Origin of the sequence: Bacillus sp. ms-22 (genome assembly GCF_009759805.1) — a bacterium.
Classification (GTDB): Bacteria; Bacillota; Bacilli; order Bacillales; family Bacillaceae; genus Bacillus; species Bacillus xiamenensis.
Map to the genome: position 1 here is coordinate 837,715 of NZ_CP046653.1, position 21,583 is coordinate 859,297.

Annotated in this window: 23 protein-coding genes and 1 other RNA gene; 18 read left to right on the plus strand and 6 right to left on the minus strand. The window is 41.8% G+C overall.

What is annotated here, in order from left to right; genetic code table 11:
* The first annotated feature begins 5 nt into the window (after nt 1-5).
* The 8 genes from GPA07_RS04300 to GPA07_RS04335 all read left to right on the plus strand — a co-directional run bounded on the left by GPA07_RS04300 (nt 6) and on the right by GPA07_RS04335 (nt 6,252).
* The gene (locus tag GPA07_RS04300; RefSeq protein ID WP_008358314.1) at nt 6-296 is read left to right on the plus strand and encodes an AbrB/MazE/SpoVT family DNA-binding domain-containing protein; all 291 of its coding nucleotides are present in this window, start codon (nt 6-8) and stop codon (nt 294-296) included.
* A 186-nt stretch (nt 297-482) separates the two neighbouring features.
* Complete coding sequence (secG, locus tag GPA07_RS04305; protein ID WP_003212746.1) at nt 483-716, plus strand: preprotein translocase subunit SecG; 234 nt, start codon at nt 483-485, stop codon at nt 714-716.
* Nucleotides 717-840: 124 nt separating this feature from the next.
* Nucleotides 841-1,587 (plus strand): alpha/beta hydrolase, encoded by a 747-nt coding sequence (locus GPA07_RS04310; protein WP_071168550.1) that lies wholly within the window; start codon nt 841-843, stop codon nt 1,585-1,587.
* A gap of 19 nt (nt 1,588-1,606) precedes the next feature.
* Nucleotides 1,607-3,949 carry a ribonuclease R gene (gene rnr / locus GPA07_RS04315; RefSeq protein WP_008358318.1) on the plus strand — a complete coding sequence of 781 codons (2,343 nt, stop codon included), beginning with the start codon at nt 1,607-1,609 and terminating at the stop codon, nt 3,947-3,949.
* Nucleotides 3,950-4,088: 139 nt separating this feature from the next.
* Nucleotides 4,089-4,559, plus strand: a complete 471-nt coding sequence (smpB, locus tag GPA07_RS04320) for an SsrA-binding protein SmpB (protein WP_157292082.1) — start codon at nt 4,089-4,091, stop codon at nt 4,557-4,559.
* A 180-nt stretch (nt 4,560-4,739) separates the two neighbouring features.
* Nucleotides 4,740-5,103, plus strand: a transfer-messenger RNA (tmRNA) gene (gene ssrA / locus GPA07_RS04325).
* Nucleotides 5,104-5,456: 353 nt separating this feature from the next.
* On the plus strand, nt 5,457-5,888 hold the full coding sequence (locus GPA07_RS04330) for a hypothetical protein (protein WP_008358321.1): 432 nt from the start codon (nt 5,457-5,459) through the stop codon (nt 5,886-5,888).
* Nucleotides 5,872-6,252, plus strand: a complete 381-nt coding sequence (locus tag GPA07_RS04335; RefSeq protein WP_008358323.1) for a hypothetical protein — start codon at nt 5,872-5,874, stop codon at nt 6,250-6,252. Before GPA07_RS04330 ends, GPA07_RS04335 begins: the two co-directional genes overlap by 17 nt.
* Before the next feature lie 352 nt (nt 6,253-6,604).
* Here the strand turns inward: GPA07_RS04335 and GPA07_RS04340 are convergent, their stop codons facing one another.
* Complete coding sequence (locus GPA07_RS04340) at nt 6,605-6,847, minus strand: hypothetical protein (protein ID WP_157292083.1); 243 nt, start codon at nt 6,845-6,847, stop codon at nt 6,605-6,607.
* 240 nt (nt 6,848-7,087) lie between these two features.
* Between GPA07_RS04340 and GPA07_RS04345 the strand changes: the two genes are divergently transcribed.
* The 10 genes from GPA07_RS04345 (at nt 7,088) to GPA07_RS04390 (ending at nt 18,224) form a co-directional block, all read left to right on the plus strand.
* Nucleotides 7,088-8,689, plus strand: coding sequence for a histidine kinase N-terminal 7TM domain-containing diguanylate cyclase (locus GPA07_RS04345; RefSeq protein ID WP_157292084.1), 1,602 nt, complete (start codon nt 7,088-7,090; stop codon nt 8,687-8,689).
* Between the two features lie 256 nt (nt 8,690-8,945).
* Nucleotides 8,946-9,401, plus strand: coding sequence for a DUF6376 family protein (locus GPA07_RS04350; RefSeq protein ID WP_071168611.1), 456 nt, complete (start codon nt 8,946-8,948; stop codon nt 9,399-9,401).
* Between the two features lie 97 nt (nt 9,402-9,498).
* Complete coding sequence (locus GPA07_RS04355; RefSeq protein WP_008358331.1) at nt 9,499-9,804, plus strand: metal-sensing transcriptional repressor; 306 nt, start codon at nt 9,499-9,501, stop codon at nt 9,802-9,804.
* Nucleotides 9,805-9,887: 83 nt separating this feature from the next.
* Complete coding sequence (copZ, locus tag GPA07_RS04360; protein WP_008358333.1) at nt 9,888-10,094, plus strand: copper chaperone CopZ; 207 nt, start codon at nt 9,888-9,890, stop codon at nt 10,092-10,094.
* An 82-nt stretch (nt 10,095-10,176) separates the two neighbouring features.
* Entirely contained in the window at nt 10,177-12,615 is a 2,439-nt protein-coding gene (locus GPA07_RS04365; RefSeq protein WP_157292085.1) for a heavy metal translocating P-type ATPase, read from the plus strand.
* Nucleotides 12,612-12,746: a hypothetical protein gene (locus GPA07_RS19000; protein WP_269779708.1), complete on the plus strand. Its 135-nt coding sequence runs from the start codon at nt 12,612-12,614 to the stop codon at nt 12,744-12,746. Before GPA07_RS04365 ends, GPA07_RS19000 begins: the two co-directional genes overlap by 4 nt.
* 374 nt (nt 12,747-13,120) lie before the next feature.
* Nucleotides 13,121-14,398, plus strand: a complete 1,278-nt coding sequence (locus tag GPA07_RS04375) for a cation:dicarboxylate symporter family transporter (RefSeq protein ID WP_071168613.1) — start codon at nt 13,121-13,123, stop codon at nt 14,396-14,398.
* Nucleotides 14,399-14,415: 17 nt separating this feature from the next.
* Entirely contained in the window at nt 14,416-15,861 is a 1,446-nt protein-coding gene (aspA, locus tag GPA07_RS04380) for an aspartate ammonia-lyase (protein ID WP_008358340.1), read from the plus strand.
* Nucleotides 15,862-15,978: 117 nt separating this feature from the next.
* Nucleotides 15,979-17,295, plus strand: a complete 1,317-nt coding sequence (locus tag GPA07_RS04385) for an ATP-binding protein (protein WP_008358341.1) — start codon at nt 15,979-15,981, stop codon at nt 17,293-17,295.
* Complete coding sequence (locus GPA07_RS04390; RefSeq protein ID WP_157292086.1) at nt 17,292-18,224, plus strand: response regulator; 933 nt, start codon at nt 17,292-17,294, stop codon at nt 18,222-18,224. Before GPA07_RS04385 ends, GPA07_RS04390 begins: the two co-directional genes overlap by 4 nt.
* A gap of 14 nt (nt 18,225-18,238) precedes the next feature.
* Here GPA07_RS04390 and GPA07_RS04395 read toward each other — a convergent pair whose 3' ends face one another.
* The 5 genes from GPA07_RS04395 to GPA07_RS04410 all read right to left on the minus strand — a co-directional run bounded on the left by GPA07_RS04395 (nt 18,239) and on the right by GPA07_RS04410 (nt 21,437).
* Complete coding sequence (locus tag GPA07_RS04395; protein WP_232532106.1) at nt 18,239-18,634, minus strand: TetR family transcriptional regulator C-terminal domain-containing protein; 396 nt, start codon at nt 18,632-18,634, stop codon at nt 18,239-18,241.
* Nucleotides 18,635-18,646: 12 nt separating this feature from the next.
* On the minus strand, nt 18,647-18,793 hold the full coding sequence (locus tag GPA07_RS18780) for a TetR family transcriptional regulator (RefSeq protein ID WP_232532107.1): 147 nt from the start codon (nt 18,791-18,793) through the stop codon (nt 18,647-18,649).
* A gap of 76 nt (nt 18,794-18,869) precedes the next feature.
* Complete coding sequence (locus GPA07_RS04400; RefSeq protein WP_008358347.1) at nt 18,870-19,808, minus strand: metal ABC transporter substrate-binding protein; 939 nt, start codon at nt 19,806-19,808, stop codon at nt 18,870-18,872.
* A gap of 13 nt (nt 19,809-19,821) precedes the next feature.
* The gene (locus GPA07_RS04405) at nt 19,822-20,694 is read right to left on the minus strand and encodes a metal ABC transporter permease (RefSeq protein WP_008358349.1); all 873 of its coding nucleotides are present in this window, start codon (nt 20,692-20,694) and stop codon (nt 19,822-19,824) included.
* Nucleotides 20,694-21,437, minus strand: coding sequence for a metal ABC transporter ATP-binding protein (locus GPA07_RS04410; RefSeq protein WP_071168614.1), 744 nt, complete (start codon nt 21,435-21,437; stop codon nt 20,694-20,696). Before GPA07_RS04410 ends, GPA07_RS04405 begins: the two co-directional genes overlap by 1 nt.
* Nucleotides 21,438-21,583 lie beyond the last annotated feature (146 nt).

Here is a 21,583-nt window from a genome sequence, read left to right on the forward strand (position 1 = left end):
CCTCATTGAAAAGAACTGGGATGGTTAGACACATTGATTCTCTTGGTAGAATTGTTCTGCCTTCAGAAATGCGAAAGGTACTTAATATCAAAGAAGAGCAGCTGTTAGAAATTTTCATCGAAGATCAAACCATTATGCTGAAAAAATATGATGCAGACAAAAGCTGCCTTTTAACTGGAAAAATAACGAAACACAACAAAAGCTATGGAAATGGCAAAGTGGTCCTGAGTCCTGAAGGAGCTGAACAGTTGTTAGTAGAATTAAAACAGCTCTTGCAAGAAGATGCAACTCGCTAAAAACGTTTTTTAACTCAAAAATTGCATATAAAAAATGCGGCATGCAGCACATTGGAGCGAAATTGAATCAAAATGACAAATAAAGTCGACAATATATAGGAAATCTTTATTTTGATGTTTCGTGACATGTACCTTGTTTTCATGTAAAATAAAGTTATGTGTACCAGTTTGTCTGGAGGTGTTTTCATGCACGCATTTGTTATCACATTACTCGTAATTGTCAGTATCGCACTTATCATCGTTGTATTATTGCAATCAAGTAAAAGTGCTGGACTGTCAGGCGCTATTTCAGGTGGAGCCGAGCAGCTTTTCGGTAAGCAAAAAGCGAGAGGTCTTGACTTGATTCTTCACCGATTAACTGTCATTTTGTCAGTGCTTTTCTTCATCTTAACACTTGCATTGGCATATTTAGGCGTGTAAGGCGCGAGTAACAGAAGGTCTGATCTTTTTTCAGACCTTTTTTTATTATTAGCACTCTTTTGTGTTTGTTTCGTACATACAGGTGGAAAATATAAACTATATCAAAAAGAAAGGAAGTCACATCATGAAAGTTGTTACACCAAAACCATTTACGTTCAAAGGTGGAGAAAAGGCGGTGCTTCTTCTTCACGGTTTTACTGGGAATACAGCAGATGTTCGGATGCTTGGGCGCTATTTGAATGAAAGAGGGTATACATGCCATGCACCTCAATACAAAGGACACGGCGTACCGCCAGAGGAACTTGTCCATACAGGCCCGGTAGATTGGTGGAAAGATGTAGAAGAAGGTTATCAATTTTTAAAAGATGAGGGCTATGAGGAGATTGCTGTATGCGGACTATCCCTCGGAGGAGTTTTTTCATTGAAATTAGGTTACACTGTACCTGTAAAGGGAATTGTACCTATGTGTGCACCTATGTACATAAAAAGTGAAGAAGTCATGTACCAGGGTGTACTAGATTATGCCCGTAACTATAAAAAATTCGAGGGTAAGTCAGAGGATCAGATTGAACAAGAGATGGAAGAGTTCAAGAAAACACCAATGAATACGCTCAAGGCTCTTCAAGAACTGATTGCAGAAGTGAGAAACAATGTTGACATGATTTATTCACCTACTTTTGTTGTTCAGGCACGTCATGATCATATGATTAATACAGACAGTGCAAATATTATTTATAACGAAGTAGAGACAGATGAAAAACATTTGAAATGGTATGAAGAATCAGGCCATGTCATTACGCTTGATAAAGAGCGAGAGAAGGTTCATCAGGATGTATATGCATTCTTAGAATCACTCGATTGGTCAATTTAAATATATAGGGGGTTAGAGTGTGCAAAAAGAAGAATTTATGGATGAACTACTTACGTTTATGCAGGAAGAGGCGTACAAACCGTTAACGGTACAAGAATTAGAAGTCATGATGGAAATTACCAATCCGGATGATTATAAAGAGCTCGTCAAAGCACTTGTGATATTAGAGGATCAGGGACTTATCGTCCGTACCCGCAGCGACCGCTATGGTGTACCAGAAAAAATGAACTTGGTAAAAGGGAAGCTGTCTGCTCATGCAAAAGGATTTGCGTTTGTGACACCTGAAGAGTTTGGACAGGATGATATTTTCATTCCGCCTAATGAGCTGGGCACAGCGATGAATGGTGATACCGTCATGGTGCGTGTCAGCCATAAATCAAACGGCACCAAAAAAGAAGGAACTGTCATCCGTATTCTAGAGCGTAATACTCAGACGGTTGTCGGTACCTATACAGAAACGAAAAGCTTTGGTTTTGTCATTCCGGATGATAAAAAAATCACAAACGATATCTTTATTCCGAAATCAGCTAAAAACGGAGCGGTTGAAGGTCATAAGGTTGTTGTGACACTGACAAGTTATCCAGAAGGCAGAATGAGCGCAGAGGGTGAAGTGACTGAAATCTTAGGTCATAAAAATGACCCTGGCATTGATATTTTGTCGATCATTCATAAACACGGTCTGCCAGGTGAGTTCCCTGAAGAAGCACTGAAGCAGGCGGCAGACACACCTGAAACAATTGATGAAAAAGATCTGGAAGGCAGACGTGATCTGCGCAACGAGACGATTGTAACAATTGACGGTGCAGATGCAAAGGACTTAGATGATGCCGTTACTGTGCAAAAGCTGGATGATGGTAAATACAAGCTAGGGGTGCATATTGCGGATGTCTCTCATTATGTGACGGAGAATTCCCCAATTGATCGGGAAGCCTATGAGCGCGGGACGAGTGTGTATCTTGTAGACCGCGTTATCCCAATGATTCCTCATCGTCTGTCAAACGGTATTTGTTCATTAAATCCGAAAGTCGATCGTCTTACACTGTCTTGTGAAATGGTTATTGATCAAAACGGGAAGGTTGTTAAACACGAAATTTTCCAAAGTGTGATCAAAACGACAGAGAGAATGACTTATTCCGATGTGAATAAGATTTTAGTGGACCAAGACGAAGAGCTTCTAGACAAATATGAGCCGCTTGTACCGATGTTCCAAGAGATGGAGAAGCTTGCAGAAATTCTTCGCGACAAGCGGATGGAGCGTGGAGCTGTAGACTTTGATTTCAAGGAAGCAAAAGTGCTTGTAGATGATGAAGGAGTAGCGAAAGATGTGGTCATTCGTGAGCGTTCTGTCGCCGAGAAATTAATTGAAGAATTCATGCTGGTTGCAAACGAAACAGTTGCCGAGCATTTCCACTGGATGAATGTGCCGTTCATTTACCGAATTCACGAAGAACCAAATCCCGAGAAGCTTCAGCGCTTTTTAGAGTTCGTGACGACATTTGGTTACATTGTCAAAGGAACGTCAACAAATATTCACCCGCGTGCACTTCAAAGTGTACTCGATGCCGTCCGTGATCAGCCGGAAGAAGTCGTCATTCAAACTGTGATGCTTCGCTCTATGAAACAGGCGAAGTATGATCCAGAAAGCATTGGCCATTTTGGATTATCAACGGAATTCTATACACATTTCACATCGCCGATCCGCCGTTACCCGGATTTAATCGTGCATAGGCTGATCAGAACCTATTTAATAGAGAAAAAGACAGACGAAGCGACCCTTGAAAAGTGGGGACAACTGTTGCCAGAAATCGCAGATCATGCATCTACAATGGAGCGCCGCTCTGTTGATGCTGAGCGCGAAACAGATGACCTGAAAAAGGCAGAGTATATGCTTGATAAAATCGGTGAAGAGTTTGATGGTATGATTAGTTCGGTCACGAATTTCGGACTATTCGTTGAACTGCCGAATACGATAGAAGGTCTTGTCCATGTGAGCTACATGACAGACGATTATTATCGCTTTGATGAACAGCACTTTGCCATGATCGGTGAACGTACAGGAAATGTCTACCGTATCGGTGATGAAATCACTGTCAAAGTAGTTGATGTCAATAAAGATGAGCATTCGATTGATTTTGAAATCGTCGGAATGAAAGGCACTCGCCGTAAATCGCCAAAAGACTTCAAGTTCAAAAAGCGGACAGATCCACCAGCCAAAAGAGGGCGCGGAGGTCAAAAACCTTCTGGAGAAAAAGCCAAAGATGAAAAAAGCGGTGGAGAGTGGTTTACGAGCCGTAAAAAGAAGAAAAAGAAAAAACGCGTATTTGATAACGCACCGAAACAAAAGCGCAAAAAGAAAAAGTAACGTGACAAAAAGCAAATAGGGCATCACGCTCTATTTGCTTTTTGACCACGTGACGTCAGCATTGTCGAAAGCTGGATTGTTTGATAAAATAATCCGTACGATTTGGACCGTGTTTGTGTCAAAAGGAGGGTGTTCGCCAATGCCAAAGGGAGAGGGAAAAGTTGTTTCCCAAAACAAAAAAGCAAATCATGACTATTTTATAGAAGAAACCTACGAAGCCGGCCTTGTGCTACAAGGGACGGAAATCAAATCAATTCGAGCAGGAAAAGTGAATTTAAAAGATTCCTTTGCCAAAATCGAACGAGGAGAAGTGTTTCTTCACAACATGCACGTAAGCCCATACGAGCAGGGGAACCGTTATAACCATGATCCGCTGAGAACAAGAAAGCTGCTGCTTCATCGCAAGCAAATCAGCAAATTAGTTGGTGCCACTAAGGAAGAGGGCTATTCACTTGTTCCCATTAAACTCTATTTGAAAAATGGCTTTGCCAAAGTGCTAATCGGAGTCGGTAAAGGGAAAAAGAAATACGATAAGCGTGAAGATTTGAAGAAAAAAGATGCAAAACGTGAAATCGAGCGTGCCTTCCGTGATCGGCAAAAGCAATTCTAGTCCAGAGCGGATTGCTTGCTGAGGCCCGAAGCACTATGCTACAATATGATATGCAGTCATCAATCATCGTCATTTTTTACAGAAACCACCAGTTGTTTCGAGCGATGAAGTTGTTATAATAGTTATATACGGAAGCAGTTAAGCTAAAGAACGTTTCCATCCCGTATATCCCTTTTACAAGGGGACGTTACGGATTCGACAGGGATGGTTCGAGCTTAGGCTGCGAGCCGAGAGGCGATCTCGTTAACACGCACTTAAATGTAACTGGCAAAACTAAAAGTTTTAACCAAAACTTAGCACTAGCTGCCTAATAAGCGCAGCGAGCTCTTCCTGACATCGCCTATGTGTCTGTGAGGAGCCCAATGAAGTAGGCTACGCTTACGTTTTCGTCTGAGGACGTAAGAAGAGATCCATCAGACTAGCTCTCCAAGCGCCCGTCAGCAGGCATGAGGATGAGTGAACACGTAAATATGTTGACTACGCTCGTAGACGCTTAAGTAATCGATGTCTCTGGACGTGGGTTCGACTCCCACCGTCTCCATCAAAACTTTTAGAATCCAGTCGTATCAAGGGTTTGAAAGCCCTTGATGCGGGTCTGGCATCATTTTGGCAACATGTATGAGTTTCCTAAACGTTTGGTCAGCATCTAAGGATTTGTTAACAATCTTTTTATTCTTTATAAACATTACATATTTCAATAAAAAAAGACGCTATTTTCAGCGTCTTTTTTTTATTCGATAATCTAAATTTCTATTCATATTCAAATGCTTATTATTTCGAGAGCGTCTATTTTTCAAAAAAATACCTTTAAATGAATATTATCCTATCTTCATCATGATTATGTTGAAATAAACTTATAATGTTTAATATTAACATTTATAGTAGGTATTTGTAACGGTGGCGATGAATGAATTTCTCAAGAAAGTTTCAATTTTAACAGTCATTCTTTTTACAATTAGTTCATTATCGACTTTAACTAGTTTCGCAGAGACAGAGTCAGATAATGAGAAACAGCCCGTTTTAGAGGGAGTTTTAGTAGGTGAAACAGTAGATGGCATCAATTCAAAGAATGTTCAATTGAGTAAGGAGGTTTTATCTGAGGAATTCGATCTCGAAGAAGAGGTTAGAAATATGCCTTCAATAGATGAAATGACGAAAGATGAGAAGCAACTTTTTAATAAAATAGTAGAAGAACAAACAGAGCTTTCAAATGTAAATGAGAAGGAAATATTTAAACAAGAATTAACAAATTTCTTTGATAAATATTCTGATACATATAATGATTTGACTGCAGCACGCACAAAAAGAGTTAGTGGAGGGAATAAATGATGCAACACTAGAAGAAAATGATGATTTTGCATTTGCTAAAGATGTATTTGTTTCTTCTTTTGGGGTGAAAGAAATTCAAGCTGCTAAAAAGAAAAAATCATCAGGTATAAAGGTCGGTGTCTCTGTTAGATTTGCAGGTGCAGTTTTCAATGCAGTGATTGGTTTTGCTGTTGGGGGTGGTGTAGGTGTTATACAATCATTTATTATTAAAAAAGGTAAAGCGGAAGCTAAAAGAATATTTACTAAAACTGTGACAAGTAGATTAAAGGCGTGGGGAGCTAAAAAATTAGCGATCTCTATTGGTGTTGCTGTTGCAATTGCTTTAATTATTTGGATATCGGAACTCAAATTGCTAAACAGTTAGATAAGAGGGATAAGCACCCTAATAATGGTTGGGTAGATATATATTAGGAGGAATGTTGTGAAGAGGATGATGAAGTATGCTGTGATGATTTTATTTATGAGTGTATTTTTCTATTATTACAATATGTTTGTACCTAAAAATTTTCTGTACCTTTTCATTGCATTTCCAATTTGCTTTGTTGCTATAAACATAATTGATAAGCTATTTACGAATAAATGATTATAAGAATAAGCAAGCCTCATGTTTGCTTATTCTTATAATTAGATTTGTATCGGTATATCATTCTATCGGCCGATTAGAGTGATCCTTAGATATTGTTTATCCATGTTCAACTTTTATTAAAATGTTATCGTTATCTAAAATGTTTCCTCGAATAAGTCTCTAAAAACCGAACAAACAAAGGACAAACCACAATCACCGCCATCACCATCAAAAACCGATCCGACATAAACTCCACAAACGTTGTTTGAATCACATAAACGGCAATCAGCAGTAAATAACTTACCAAAAAGAACAACCCAGATCGTCTTTTTTCAAATGGCTTCTCTAAAAAAATGAGCATAAACAAACCTGCCATGAGGATCAAAAAAGTCATATTCTTTTCATGCCTCCTCCGCATTTGATCCCCAAATTGTACATATAATTCTTCTGCTGCAACATGCTTTTCCATCAATTTGAGCAAAAAGTAGTGAAATCAGAGATGTCATCACAAGTAAAATGCTCGGAACTTTACAAAAAATCTCCAATCAATTCAAAATCGCATCTTCCCATTTGTGACGTCCTCATATATAGTTATATTAGACTAGTTCTAAATAACTGAAATTGGGGCGTTTACATGAATTCGATTGTTTTACATTTTATTGTGATCATGAGTGTTTCTGGCATTCTGTCCGTGATCTTATCAATCATTGCTCATGCAAATCGCCATCGGTATATTGGCTGTCAATTGTTTATGTACATGTCTGCGGCAACTGCGATTTATATTTTTGGGCACACGTTTGAATTGTTGGCACGTACCCCTCAAGAAATCATGTTCTGGGTTAGTTTTCAATACATAGGTCTTCCGTTCATCGCACCGTTCAGCCTCATGATTGTGCTGCAATTTACGGGTTTTTATCAATATATAACAAAGCGCCGCGTGCTTTTCATCTTACTGATTCCCATTCTCACCACCATTATGGTGTTCACCAATTCTTTTCATTCACTTTTTTACCGAAGCATCACGCTGCATACTTTAGACGGGTTTTTACTGGCTGATTTTAGGATTGGGTATTGGTATATCATTCATGGCGTCTATACCTTTGGCTGTTCAATGCTCGCAGTCTTTATGCTGCTTTGGTTTTTACGTGTGACCAAAAAAGAATATTTAAAACAGATTCTGATCCTGCTCGCTGGCATGTTATTGCCGATCACGACCTCTTTTATCTATTTATTAGGTCTCACGCCTTTTCACATTGACCCAGTACCAGTGGTGATGTTTTTAACCAACGCTCTTTATTTATGGGCGATTATGTCCTTTCATCTCTTTAAGCTTTCTCCTATTGCGATGGAGCGTGTGTTTGAGCATATGTCAGAAGGCGTTCTCATTTTGGATCGTTACGGAACGCTCATCGATTATAATCCTGCGGCTGCGTCGATTATTCCGATACTTTCAAAAAAGGGAATCGGCTATAAAATCGAGGATATTTTCTCAGGGGTCATCAAAGAGTCCTCGTTTATTCAGTGGTTGCGTTCTCCGCAGGATCATTCGCATTATGATTTGATGTGGGAAAAAGAGCAGCCCTGCTATTATCATCTGACCGCTTCTTCTCTATTTAATAAGAGAGGTGAGATCGAGGGCAGGCAAATTGTGATCAGTGATGTTACGGAGCAGCGTTTGCTGCAGGAGGAGCTGGAGCGTCGCGCGTATATGGATGGTTTAACGAATATCTTCAATCGTTCTTCTTTCATTGAACGAACACAGATGATATTGGAAGAGGATGCACAGAATACCGCCATTTTACTGTTTGATATTGATTTCTTTAAACAAATCAATGATACGCACGGACATCATATTGGGGACGAGGCACTTCGTCATGTTGTCTCCATTTGTCAGCAGCATTTAAAGGTGGATGATTTATTTGGCCGATATGGTGGAGAAGAGTTTGCCATTTGTCTGCCGCAGCATTCATTTGAAGAAGCATGTCATATCGCAGAACAAATAAGACATTCCTTTGAAGTGAGCTTCTTTCAGGCTGATGAGAAAAAAGTACAAGTGACAGCGAGCTTCGGCATCGCCCATACAGCGAATGATTCCCCTATATTAGAAAAGCTTCTATTCGAGGCGGATCAAGCCTTGTATATGTCAAAACGCCACGGACGTAATCGGATTTATTCATCAACTGGTGAAGACTATATACCACATCAGAGACATGACCTGCCGCCAGCTTCTCATTGACTGTTGTCCTTCATTTAGATATGATAAACATAACATTTGAACGGTTTCCTAAAGGGGAGTAGCTTTTACGGTTTGGTCGTCATTACAGAAACATCCGCTGTTTCTCGGCCATTCCGGCATGAACATGTTAGCCAGACCTTTGCCTATGACACATAAGGCAAAGGTCTGGCTTTTTTTAAGGCCTTTTTGCATCCGTGTGGCAGGGGAGCGGGACAAATGAGTGCTTTTAACACAATAGATGAAAGGATGATGGAGTTTGAAAAAATATGTGATGACTTTCCTATTTTCCGGCACGCTGTTGTTAAGCGGATGTTCCGGCTTGCTTGACCAAGTAAACGATACAACGACGTATGTCACAGAGGCAAATGAGTATGTGACGGATATTCAGCAATTCACAGAGGCATTTCCGCAACTTGCGAAAGAAGCTGTACAAGATGCTGCAAAAAAAGCAGATTTGACGCAGCAGCTTGAATCATTGAAGGCTGACATTCAAGAATTCAATGAACTCACAGCGCCGAAAATAGCGGAAGATCTGCATGCACAAGTCATAGAGAAAAATAAAGTGCTGTCAGAGGAAATTCAAACTTATTTACAGCAATTGAAAACAGACAAATTCGATGCTGCTGCTATATTGGAGGATCAGCAAGGGCTGATCAAGCAGCTCCAGCAGTCCGTCAACCTTTTGCAGGATATTGAACAATTAACAAACTAGGACAAACGCAGCTTACGCAAGGCATATCTTTGCCTTTTCCGGTGGAGATATGCTTTAATTTAGTAAAAGACAAGTTTGATAGAAAAAAGGTGATCACATGACAGAGCATGAAGAAAGGCATATCGCTTCGCCTAGAGCCGAGAAGGAAAAAGATCAATTAATCAACCGCTTAAAACGAGTGGAAGGACAAGTTCGAGGAATTCAGCAAATGATTGAGAACGATCGTTACTGTATAGATGTCGTCAATCAAATTTCTGCTGTGAATGCGGCTTTAAAGAAGGTGAGTCTTCAATTGATGGAAAAGCATACACACCACTGCGTAGCGGATGCCATTAAGAGCGGCAATGGGGATGAAGCCATTGAGGAGTTAATGAACGTCTTCACGAAGCTGACAAAATCGTAGCACACAGCGCATCATTTATGTTTACAATGATACCCTACTAGGGTATAGTAAAAATAGAAAATGATTGATGGAGGCGATGAGAAGTGGAACAAGCAACACTTCAAGTGCAGGGCATGTCTTGCGGACATTGCGTGAAAGCAGTCGAAGAAAATGTAGGAGAATTAGCAGGTGTTGAATCTGTGAAAGTCCATTTAGACAAAGGACAGGTGAAGGTTTCGTTTCATCCTGATCAAGTCACGTTACACCGAATCTCTGATGTGATCGAAGAACAGGGATATGATGTCGTATAAATGAACAAACGTGCTGCATAAGACAGCGCGTATTTTTTTAACATCACAATACCCCCATGGTGTATATGGAGAGGTGAGATAAATGAAAAAAGAAATTGACTTTCACATTACGGGGATGACCTGTGCCGCCTGTGCAGGCCGCATTGAAAAGGGCCTGAACAGGCTGGAAGGGGTGGACGATGCCAGTGTGAATTTGGCGCTTGAAACATCGCACATTGTCTATGAAGCGGACCAGCTAACAGCAGATGATCTGAAACAAAAAATTCAATTGCTTGGCTATGATGTGGTGATGGAGCAAGCAGAATTTGAGATAGAAGGAATGACGTGTGCGGCTTGTGCAAACCGAATTGAGAAAAAAGTCAACCGGATAGACGGTGTTGATCAAGGGTCTGTGAACTTTGCGCTTGAAACCCTTCAGGTCACGTATCATCCTGGTCAAACATCTCCAAGTGACATCAAAGAGGCTGTGAAATCCATTGGGTATTCATTAATAGAACCAGCAGAAGAGCATGCAGAGGAAGGCAAAAAAGATCATCGCCAAGCAGCCATTGAGAAGCAGACGGCACGTTTTTTATTTTCAATGATCCTGTCACTGCCGCTGCTTTGGGCTATGGTCAGCCATTTTTCTTTCACATCGTTTATTTGGCTCCCAGAAGCGCTGATGAACCCGTGGGTTCAGCTTGCATTAGCAGCGCCCGTCCAGTTCATTGTCGGCTGGCCTTTTTATGTAGGCGCCTATAAAGCTTTAAAACATAAAAGTGCCAATATGGATGTCCTTGTGGCACTAGGGACATCTGCTGCCTTTTTCTATAGTTTATATGAAAGCATTCAATCAGCAGCGGTCCAAGGCACACATGAGGCGGCTCTCTATTATGAAACAAGTGCGGTGCTTATTACGTTGATTGTGCTCGGAAAGTTAATGGAAGCAAGAGCGAAAGGGAGATCATCAGCAGCGATTCAAAAACTGATGGGCTTACAAGCGAAAGAAGCAGTCATTGAACGAGACGGGAAAGAGATGACCGTTCCTATTTCCGAAGTGAAAGTGAATGATCTTGTGTTTGTAAAACCGGGTGAGAAAGTCCCGGTAGATGGAGAAATCATCGAGGGAACAACAGCGATAGACGAATCCATGATTACAGGAGAAAGTCTGCCAGTTGATAAAATCGCAGGAGATACAGTCATCGGGGCAACCATCAATAAAAATGGGTTTATCAAAGTGAAAGCAACAAAAGTAGGGAAAGAGACGGCTCTTTCACAAATCATTCGAGTGGTAGAACAAGCACAAGGCTCAAAAGCACCGATTCAAAGAATGGCGGATCAAATTTCAGGGATTTTTGTTCCCATTGTAGTCGGTATCGCTGTACTGACCTTTCTCATATGGTTTTTCTTTGTAGATCCAGGGAATGTGACATCAGCACTTGAGACTTTTATAGCGGTGATAGTCATTGCATGTCCTTGTGCGCTCGGCCTTGCTACACCGACCTCCATTATGGCAGGTAGCGGACGTGCAGCTGAGTCAGGGATTCTGTTTAAAGGCGGAGAGCATCTAGAAGTGACCCAATCACTAGACACGGTAGTTTTAGATAAAACAGGGACTGTGACAAAAGGCGAGCCGAGTCTTACAGATGTGATGGCATATGGCCATTGGACTGAAGATAAGCTACTTCAGCTAGCGGGGTCGGCAGAACAACAGTCAGAACATCCTCTTGCCAGAGCGGTGACAGAAGGCATGAAGAACCGCGGTCTTGAAGCGGTTGAGGTAGAAGCTTTCCAAGCAGACCCTGGTCATGGAATGAAAGCAAGGGCCGCTGGTCATGAGCTTTTGATTGGCACGCGGAAGCTATTAAAGAAACACCATATCGAGTACGAAAAAATAGAAGCAGCCGTTACTAAACTAGAGGAGCAAGGGAAAACGGCCATGCTCATTGCGATTGACGGCGAGGCGGCAGGTATTGCTGCGGTTGCAGATACGATGAAACCGTCTTCTCCTCAAGCGATCGCTCGGCTCAAAGAGCAGGGGATTCATGTCGTAATGATGACAGGGGATAACAAACGAACAGCAGAGGTGATTGCGAGACAGGCGGGCATTGATCATGTCATCGCTGAAGTCCTGCCTGAGGAAAAGGCGGCACATATTGCGACGCTTCAGGAACAAGGAAAGAAAGTGGCTATGGTGGGAGACGGCATCAATGATGCACCTGCCCTTGCGACAGCGAATATTGGAATGGCAGTTGGAACGGGGACAGACGTTGCCATGGAAGCAGCAGATATTACGCTCATGACAGGAGATCTTCATGCCATTGCAGATGCGCTTGAATTCAGTAAAAAAACGATGAGAAACATTAAGCAAAATCTATTTTGGGCGCTTGCTTACAACTGCATTGGGATTCCAGTAGCCGCATTTGGATTCCTTGCGCCATGGCTTGCAGGAGCGGCAATGGCCTTTAGCTCTGTGTCGGTTGTGCTGAATGCACTTAGATTACAGAGGTTGAAACCTGTCAGAGAGGGAGTGGCAGAATGAAGCTGAATGTCAAATGGGTGTGGACGTTGAGTGCTGTGATTTATGTGGCGCTTGTACTGATTGGTTATGCTGTTTATGACAAATTTTCTCCACATCAAGAGTCTCCAGTTGAACAGAAGCAGCAACATTAAGACTTCGCCAAAAGCGAAGTCTCAGCGTGTAGACAAACCCTCGCATTCTTTGTCAGTCCTGCGTGCCGGTGCTCACGAATGTCAAATTCGCTCCGCTCCGGTACTCGTCCTTCCTAGACTGCAAAGGTTTTCAGGTCACGCTGAAAGGAAGACAAAGGGCTAAAATAAAGGACATTTTAGCCCTTTGTCAACAATCTGAGACTTCGCCAAAAGCGAAGTCTTTTTTTAACAATTTTGTGGAAGAACTGACCTTTTTTAAAAAATTTCATAAAAAATTCATTTGTTTTTGTTCCTTTTTGTCGTTTTTTGTAGGTTCATCGTTAAGATGCGATTAAGCAACAAAGAAAGCGTTATCAATAAAAGGGGGTTCACGTATGAAAAAGTTAGGGTTAGCTTCTCAAATACTCATTGCACTTGTTCTGGGTGTTGTCGTAGGAGCGCTGTTTTATCAAAATGAAACTGTTATTAATGTGTTAACGCCGATTGGCGATATATTCATCCATTTAATTAAAATGATCGTTCTTCCAATTGTCATTGCTGCATTGATTGTAGCAGTAGCAGGTGTAGGCGATATGAAAACCATCGGAAGACTCGGTGGGAAAACGATTCTTTACTTCGAGATTGTGACAACGATTGCTTTAGCAGTTGGACTGCTTGCAGCAAACGTCTTCCATCCTGGTACAGGAATTGATATGAGCAACATGGAAAAAGGCGATATCTCTAAATATGAAGAGACATCTAAGGCTTCTTCCGACAAAGCGACTTTCTCTGAAACGTTGGTACATCTTGTCCCAACAAACGTTTTCCAATCAATTGCAGAAGGTGATCTATTACCAACCATCTTCTTTACAGTATTATTCGGATTAGGAATTGCCGCAGTAGGAGATAAAGGGAAACCAGTGTTAGGATTCTTTGAGGGCATACTCGAAGCGATGTTCTGGGTGACTAATAAAGTGATGAAGTTTGCTCCATTTGGTGTATTCGCACTCATCAGTGTGACGGTGATCAAATTCGGGGTCGGAGCGCTTCTTCCATTAGGTAAACTGGTCCTTGTCGTATACGGTACAATGGCATTCTTCGTATTTGTTGTCCTAGGCATTATCGCAAAAATGGCTGGAACAAGCGTCATTACACTATTTAAAATTTTAAAAGAAGAAATTATTCTTGCCTTCTCAACAGCAAGTTCAGAAGCTGTTCTGCCTAGATTAATGGACAAAATGGAGAAGTTCGGCTGTCCGAAAGCGATCACGTCGTTCGTTATCCCGACAGGCTATACATTTAACCTAGATGGAAGTGCAATCTATCAATCGATTGCCGCTATATTTGTTGCACAAATGTATGGCATGCCGCTTTCCATCTATGAGCAAATTACGTTACTATTAATCTTAATGCTGACATCAAAAGGAATGGCTGGTGTACCAGGTGCATCTATCGTTGTTGTTATCACAACACTTGGAGCAATGGGACTACCGCTTGAAGGACTTGCCTTCATCGTTGGTATCGACCGTATTCTTGACATGGTTCGTACAACAGTGAACGTCTTTGGTAACTCACTTGCAGCCATTGTCATGTCTAAGTGGGAAAAAGTATTTGATCATGAAAAATCGAAAAAGTATATTGAGGAATTAAAACAACAAACAAAAGCAGCGTAAAAAGGAGATCTTTTCAAATGACGAAGCTACAGGACAAGCAAGTTCGAATCGAACGAGACTTTCTAGGTGAAAAGGAAGTAGACACTCAAGCATATTATGGGATTCAAACATTACGTGCAGTGGAGAACTTTCCAATTACAGGCTACCGTATTCATGAGGAACTCATTAAAGCATTAGGGATTGTCAAAAAGGCAGCCGCCCTTGCCAATATGGATACACAAAGACTATATTCTGGTCTTGGAGAAAAAATTGTTCAAGCCGCAGATGAGGTCATCGAAGGAAAATGGAACAGCCAATTTATTGTCGATCCAATTCAAGGCGGGGCTGGCACTTCAATGAATATGAATGCCAATGAAGTCATTGCAAACAGAGCGCTTGAACTACTAGGAAAGGAAAAAGGCGCTTATACTGAGCTTAGTCCAAACACGCATGTGAACATGTCGCAGTCTACAAACGACGTTTTCCCAACAGCGATTCATATTTCGACATTGAATATGATTGAAAAGCTACTTTATACGATGGAAAACATGCATCAAGTCATGATTGAAAAAGCGCAGGAATTTGATCATGTCATCAAAATGGGACGTACGCATCTTCAGGACGCTGTGCCAATCAGACTTGGTCAAGAGTTTAGTGCCTATGCAAAGGTGCTCGCTCGTGATATTAAACGTATCAAGCAGTCTAGACAGCATTTATATGAAGTGAATATGGGGGCAACAGCAGTCGGAACGGGGCTGAATGCAGACCCTAAATATATTCGTCAAGTGGTGAGCTATCTTTCTGACATTAGTGGATTACCGCTAGTTGGAGCGGAAGACTTAGTTGATGCAACGCAAAACACGGATGCTTATACAGAAGTATCTGCTGCGCTTAAAGTATGTATGATGAATATGTCCAAAATGGCGAACGATATTCGACTGATGGCGTCAGGTCCTAGAGCAGGCTTTGGAGAGCTGCACTTGCCGCCTAGACAGCCAGGTTCATCGATCATGCCAGGGAAAGTCAACCCAGTCATGCCAGAGGTGATGAACCAAGTGGCGTTCCAAGTCATCGGGAATGATCATACGATTTGCCTTGCATCAGAGGCTGGTCAGCTTGAACTGAACGTAATGGAGCCAGTCCTAGTGTTCAACTTGCTTCAATCTCTCAGCATGATGAAGAATGTATTTGAGTCCTTCGTTGACAACTGCTTGCGTGATCTAAAAGCAGATGAATCTCGATTAAAAGAATATGTAGAAAAGAGTGCCGGTGTCATGACGGCGGTCAATCCGCACATTGGTTATGAAGCTGCTGCACGAATTGCTAGAGAAGCGATCCTGACAGGCGCATCTGTACGTGAGCTTTGTCTGCAAAATGATGTGTTAACAGAGGAAGAGCTTGATGTCATCTTAAATCCTTTTGAAATGACGAAACCAGGTATTGCTGGCGCATCACTTTTAGAAAAGGATCGTTTAGAAGATTAAGTGACACCATGAGAAGCGCACACCGACAAAGTTCCGGTGTGCGTTTTTTCATGGACTGTTTGTTTTTCTGAAGCTCACATAGTATACTATCGTCAATTATTAGGGATGTGACTGCGTTTGAATCTACTGAAAAAATGGCTGAATACAGAGCCTTATTTAATTGTCATGCTCATTGTACTAACACCGATTGGCGGAGAGCTGAAATTTTATCCATTTGAGGACAGCTTTCGGGTCAGCTTTGGAACCGTTGTCTTTTTCTTTATCCTGCTTCAAATGAAAAAATTCCCTTCATGGGCAAGCGGCATGATTGCGGGGGGATCTGTGTTTGCTTTCCGGGTGCTGCTTGATACAGTCGTGACAGGCCATCTCCCGCTGGAAGAGGCGGTTTCTTTAAGATTTCCTTCCCTGCTCTATTATGTCGTCTATGGCACGCTCTTTTATTTATTGCAGGTCAGACGGTTTCGTGATAAGCCTTGGTTGATTGGGGCGACGGGCATCATCATGGAACTGTGTGCAAGTGTTGTTGAAATGATTGCACTCCGGGGAGCCATTGATGAAATTTTAACAGTGAGAACGCTCTTCCAACTATTTGTATTGGCGATTTTCAGAAGCTTTTTCGTACTGGCTTGTTATACGATGATTCGATTATACGAAGAACAGGCAAGAGAGCGTCAGATGAAAAAGGAAAAGGAACATCTGCTGATGCTGCTGTCGAACCTTTATATGGAATCTACATACTTTCATAAAACACTGGCACATGCTGAGCACATTACAGCCACATCGTATCAATTGTATCAATCCCTTCATCATGCAAAGGATGCGGAATCATTAGATTTGAAAAAGCTCGGAAAAACAGCCCTGCAAATTGCAGGAGAGGTGCATGAAATCAAAAAGGATAATCAGCGGATTTTTTCTGCTTTATCAAAACTGATTCATGAGGAGAATTTTCAGGAGTATGCAAGTCCCGCTCATATTGCTGGGCTTGTCATTCGTATTCATGAAAATTACGCGGAATCACTTAAAAAACACATTGTCTTTGATTATGATGAAGAAGGACAGCATCCTGCCTATCATGTGTATACGATTCTATCTTTATTAAATAACATTGTTTCCAACGCCGTTGAAGCCATCCCAGTTGATGGAGAGGTGTCACTAGCCATTTCAAGGGAAGAAAATCATGTGATCTTTCAAATTAGTGACAACGGACCAGGCATTAAAGAGCGTAACCACCATGTGATCTTTAAACCGGGCTTTACTTTAAAATACGATCAGGCTGGAAATCCATCAAGCGGCATCGGTCTTTCCTATGTGAAGGACACAGCGGAGAAGCTGGGCGGAAGTGTTGAGATGGAGAGTATCCCAAATAAACAAACGATTTTTACGTTAAAGATACCAATTGATCAAGTCAGCAGAAAAGAGGGGAATGGGAGATGAGATTTTTTATTGTCGATGATGATGAAGCCGTTCGTTCATCACTGGCTCAGCTCATTGAAGATGAAGAGCTTGGCGTTGTGGCTGGAGAAGCAGAGGATGGTGCTGAATTAACAGCCAACTACTTAAATGATTTGCATATTGATATCTTATGTATTGATCTTTTGATGCCAGAAAGGGACGGGCTTGAAACGATCCGAGCGATCAAGGATGAGTTTCATGGGAAATATTTAATGCTTTCGCAAGTAGAAACAAAGGAATTAATCGGACAGGCATATACGCTTGGCGTCGAGTATTATGTGACAAAGCCAATCAACCGTGTAGAGGTTTTAAGTGTGCTCCATCTGATGATTGAACGTCTGCATTTAGAGCACTCGATTGAAAACATTCAGCATTCGCTAAAGTCGGTGATGCAGTTCCAGCAGCGCGGACAGACAAAAACGAAGCAGCGGGGGAAAAGTCTTGCAGAGGCAGGTCAATTCTTGCTGGCGGAGCTTGGAATTGTTGGCGAGAAGGGGTCTAAGGATTTACTAGATATGATTCTTTTCACAGATCAGTATTTAGCGCTACATGCCGATCAGCACGACTCTTTTCCTTCATTAAAGGTGATTTTTACTGGCATCACAGAGGAGAAATTAAATGAACCTTTTACATCAGCAGACATCGCAAGAGAAGCCAAAGCAGCGGAACAGCGGGTAAGGCGTGCGATCAATCAATCATTGAAACACATCGCATCGCTCGGGCTAACGGATTTTTCGCACCCAACCTTTGAAAACTACGCCTCTAAATTTTTCGATTTCACGATTGTTCGAAAGAAAATGAGTGAACTGACAAAAGAGACAAGCGGTAGAGAAGAACATACCCGCATCAATGTAAAGAAATTTGTGCAGGTGCTCTATTACGAGGCCAAACGTATCTTTATGGAAGATTAAAACAGACATGCTCTCTATGACGAGGGCATGTCTGTTTTTGTGATGGATTCAAAATGTATCTGCAGCACCGAGCGCATAAGCTGAGGCGGGAGACGGTGAGGCTGTAAGATACCGTTCAAAGCAAGCCCGTTGATGACCGCATAAAGTCGTTCAGTCTCTAGTAAAAGATCAAGATGATCTAGCAGCAGATCATCGTCTTTCAGCTTCGTTAGACAAAAATGAACGGTTTGGAAAAGCTCGTCATACATTTCCGCATTGAGCGGCTGTAGATCTGGTTCAGTCAACGATTGAATCGTAAAAGCCTGCCACACCTCCATTTCAAATCTTCGTTCCTCATCAAGCGGACGGACTTGCTCAAGTAACGTGAGGACATTTTCAGTAGTAGAACCGTTTAATGACAGTCCGGCCATTCGCTCCTTGACTCACTCTTGAATCAAATTCATAGAGAAAAGAAATAATTCCTGCTGTGTGGAAAAATAATGGCGCATGGAGCCGGCAGAAATGTCAGCTTCAACAGCTATTTTCCATACAGGCGCATTCTCTAATCCATCCTGTTTGATCACTCTCATGGCAGCTGGCCCAAAAAACATCCGCAAAATATGGCAGGCTGAAAAAAGACAGGCGGACTCACTCCACCTGTCTTTTTTAGGATGACAATCCTTTGTATATGGTGTCAATATTCCATTTCATCATTTTATAGTAGCTGTCCCCGTCTTCCCCTTTCTTGCCAATGGAATCAGTGAAGACTTTCCCCTTAATTGGAACCCCGGTTTCCTCAGAAAGGCTTTCAAGGCTCCGTTTATCTACACTTGTTTCAAGAAAAAGAGCAGGAACTTGATGATCTTTGACAAAATGAATGATGCGTTTCATTTGCCCAGGTGTTCCTTCGCTTTCTGTATTGATCTCCCAAATGTAGCCGGCCTTCAGTCCATACGCATCTGCAAAATACTTGAATGCCCCCTCACTTGTGACAAGAAGCTTTTTGTCTTTTGGCAGCTGTTCAAACTTGTCTTTTGCTTCATCATGAAGAGCCTGAAGCTTTTTGATATAGGCTTTAGCATTTTTTTCGTAATCCTCCTTATGCTCAGGGTCGGCTTGAATGAGCGCATCCCGGGCATTTTGGGCATAAAGGATACCGTTCTCGACATTCAGCCAGGCGTGAGGGTCCTGCTGGCTTTCCAGTCCTTTTGAGGACAAATGCTTTACTTTGACTCCCTTACTCAGCTCGGCTACAGGTGCATCATCTCCATTCTTACCGCTTGATTCAAGCAGCTTTTGAAACCAGCCGTTCCCTGTTTCAAGATTTAAGCCATTATAGAGAACAAGGTCTGCATCCGTTGTATGCTGAACATCCTTTGGCAGTGGGTCAAATTCGTGTGGATCTGTTCCAATTGGTACGATGCTGTGAATAGAGACATGCTGCCTGCCTACTTCCTTGACGATGTCATAAAGAATGGAGTAGGTTGTGACCACTTTTAATTTGCCATCATCTTTGCCAGCATGATTTTGTTGAGTAGAACATCCTGCGATCACCATAAGAGCAATGAATACTGCGGTCAACCGGATTGCAAATACCTTCTTCATATATGTCCTCCTTTTACATAGACGCTTCCTTTTTTAATTGCGTTCGTTTTCGTTTCGATTTTAATGATCTCCACAAAATCCCTTGCTTCGGTGAAAAGATAAATGCACTGCCGAATAAAATGGTCGCAACTAGCACGATTGAAGCACCAGACGACAAGTTATACGTAAAGCTAAGCCCAAGTCCTGCGACTGCTGAAACTGCTCCGAAAAAGGCAGATAAATAAATCATGATCCATAGCCGGTCTGTCAGTAGATAGGCGGTGGCTGCCGGCGTAATCAGCATCGCAACAACAAGTATAATACCTACGGTTTGCAGGGATGCGACGGTTACAAGGGTCAATAAGGTCATGAGAAAATAATGAATCATTCGATTCGGTAAACCGTAAACAGAAGAGATCACTGGATCAAATGAACTAATGAGCAGTTCTTTGTAGAAAACAATGACGGCCAGCAAAATAAAAATGCCGATTCCAAGCGTAATCCACATATCAGATGAGCGAACGGCTAGTACGTTTCCAAACAAGATATGATATAAATCGCTTGAACTTTTCAAAAATGTGATCAAAATGATCCCGATGGAAAAAAAAGCGGTGAATACGATGCCGATGGCAGAATCATTTTTAATGCGGCTGTTTTGACTGACATATCCGATGCCGATAGCTGTTAATACGCCGGTTAAGACGGCTCCGAAGAAAAAATTGATCCCCAGCATATAAGAGATGGCGACACCTGGCAGAACGGCGTGTGAAATCGCATCTCCCATCAGTGCCATACCTCGTAAAATGATAAAGCAGCCAATGACGCCGCAAATGATCCCCACCATGACGGATGTAAATAACGCTTTTTGTAAAAACGCATACTCAAAGAGTCCGGTTAAGAATTCCATTACACGTCTCCTCCTGCTGATTTTAAAAATGGCAACTGCGTTTCATAGGCTTCCAGCATGACCTCTGGACGAAGGATATCGTGTACAGGTCCTGCTTTGATCAGTTTTTTATTTAATAGAACGAGGTGGCTGAAGTAATCATCCGCCTTACTTAAATCATGGTGGACGACCAGAATGGTTTTCCCTTCATCTCGCAGCTCCTTCAAAATGCGAATCATCGTTTCTTCACTGGTCATATCAATTCCGACAAAAGGTTCATCTAAACAAAAGAGCTGTGCGTTTTGAGCAAGCGCTCGTGCAAGGAAGACGCGCTGCTGCTGACCGCCGGATAATTCCCCAATTTGTCTTTTGGCAAAGTCCTGCATTCCGACCTTTTCTAAGCAATGGTACGCATAGGCACGGTCTTCTTTTTTCGGTCTTTTGACCAATCCGAGCTTTGGGTATGTCCCAAGCAGAACGGTATCTAGCACATGGATTGGAAACGTCCAGTCTAAATCATTTCTCTGCGGTACATAGGCGATCTGTTTTCTCACTTGTTTAAAGGGCTGTTCAAAAAAGTGAATATCCCCTTGATCCTTTTCAATTAAATCCAAGCAAGCTTTCAATAAAGTTGATTTACCGGCACCATTTGGACCAATGATGCCTGTCATCGTTCCTTCTTGTATGGAAAGAGAGACGTTTTCTAATGCATCCTGTCCGTGGTATGAGACATATAGACGGTCGATTGTTAAAGCGTTTGACATCTCTTGAGACCCCTTTCAATCATCAATTGCGTTTCCTAAAGATATATGCGTTCATTTAATAATTTTGACTAAAGGATGAAATGATTCTCTAATGCTAATTTGTTTCCTTAGGGAAACTTTTATTTTATTCTAAGCGTATGTTCTTC

Bases quoted from the DNA above. Each gene is read 5' to 3' on its own strand.
- secG (WP_003212746.1), top strand. From the start codon at position 483: ATGCACGCATTTGTTATCACATTACTCGTAATTGTCAGTATCGCACTT.
- GPA07_RS04310 (WP_071168550.1), top strand. From the start codon at position 841: ATGAAAGTTGTTACACCAAAACCATTTACGTTCAAAGGTGGAGAAAAG.
- smpB (WP_157292082.1), top strand. From the start codon at position 4,089: ATGCCAAAGGGAGAGGGAAAAGTTGTTTCCCAAAACAAAAAAGCAAAT.
- GPA07_RS04340 (WP_157292083.1), bottom strand. From the start codon at position 6,847: ATGACTTTTTTGATCCTCATGGCAGGTTTGTTTATGCTCATTTTTTTA.
- GPA07_RS04345 (WP_157292084.1), top strand. From the start codon at position 7,088: ATGAATTCGATTGTTTTACATTTTATTGTGATCATGAGTGTTTCTGGC.
- GPA07_RS04355 (WP_008358331.1), top strand. From the start codon at position 9,499: ATGACAGAGCATGAAGAAAGGCATATCGCTTCGCCTAGAGCCGAGAAG.
- GPA07_RS04365 (WP_157292085.1), top strand. From the start codon at position 10,177: ATGAAAAAAGAAATTGACTTTCACATTACGGGGATGACCTGTGCCGCC.
- GPA07_RS19000 (WP_269779708.1), top strand. From the start codon at position 12,612: ATGAAGCTGAATGTCAAATGGGTGTGGACGTTGAGTGCTGTGATTTAT.
- GPA07_RS04375 (WP_071168613.1), top strand. From the start codon at position 13,121: ATGAAAAAGTTAGGGTTAGCTTCTCAAATACTCATTGCACTTGTTCTG.
- aspA (WP_008358340.1), top strand. From the start codon at position 14,416: ATGACGAAGCTACAGGACAAGCAAGTTCGAATCGAACGAGACTTTCTA.
- GPA07_RS04390 (WP_157292086.1), top strand. From the start codon at position 17,292: ATGAGATTTTTTATTGTCGATGATGATGAAGCCGTTCGTTCATCACTG.
- GPA07_RS04395 (WP_232532106.1), bottom strand. From the start codon at position 18,634: ATGGCCGGACTGTCATTAAACGGTTCTACTACTGAAAATGTCCTCACG.
- GPA07_RS18780 (WP_232532107.1), bottom strand. From the start codon at position 18,793: ATGAGAGTGATCAAACAGGATGGATTAGAGAATGCGCCTGTATGGAAA.
- GPA07_RS04400 (WP_008358347.1), bottom strand. From the start codon at position 19,808: ATGAAGAAGGTATTTGCAATCCGGTTGACCGCAGTATTCATTGCTCTT.
- GPA07_RS04405 (WP_008358349.1), bottom strand. From the start codon at position 20,694: ATGGAATTCTTAACCGGACTCTTTGAGTATGCGTTTTTACAAAAAGCG.
- GPA07_RS04410 (WP_071168614.1), bottom strand. From the start codon at position 21,437: ATGTCAAACGCTTTAACAATCGACCGTCTATATGTCTCATACCACGGA.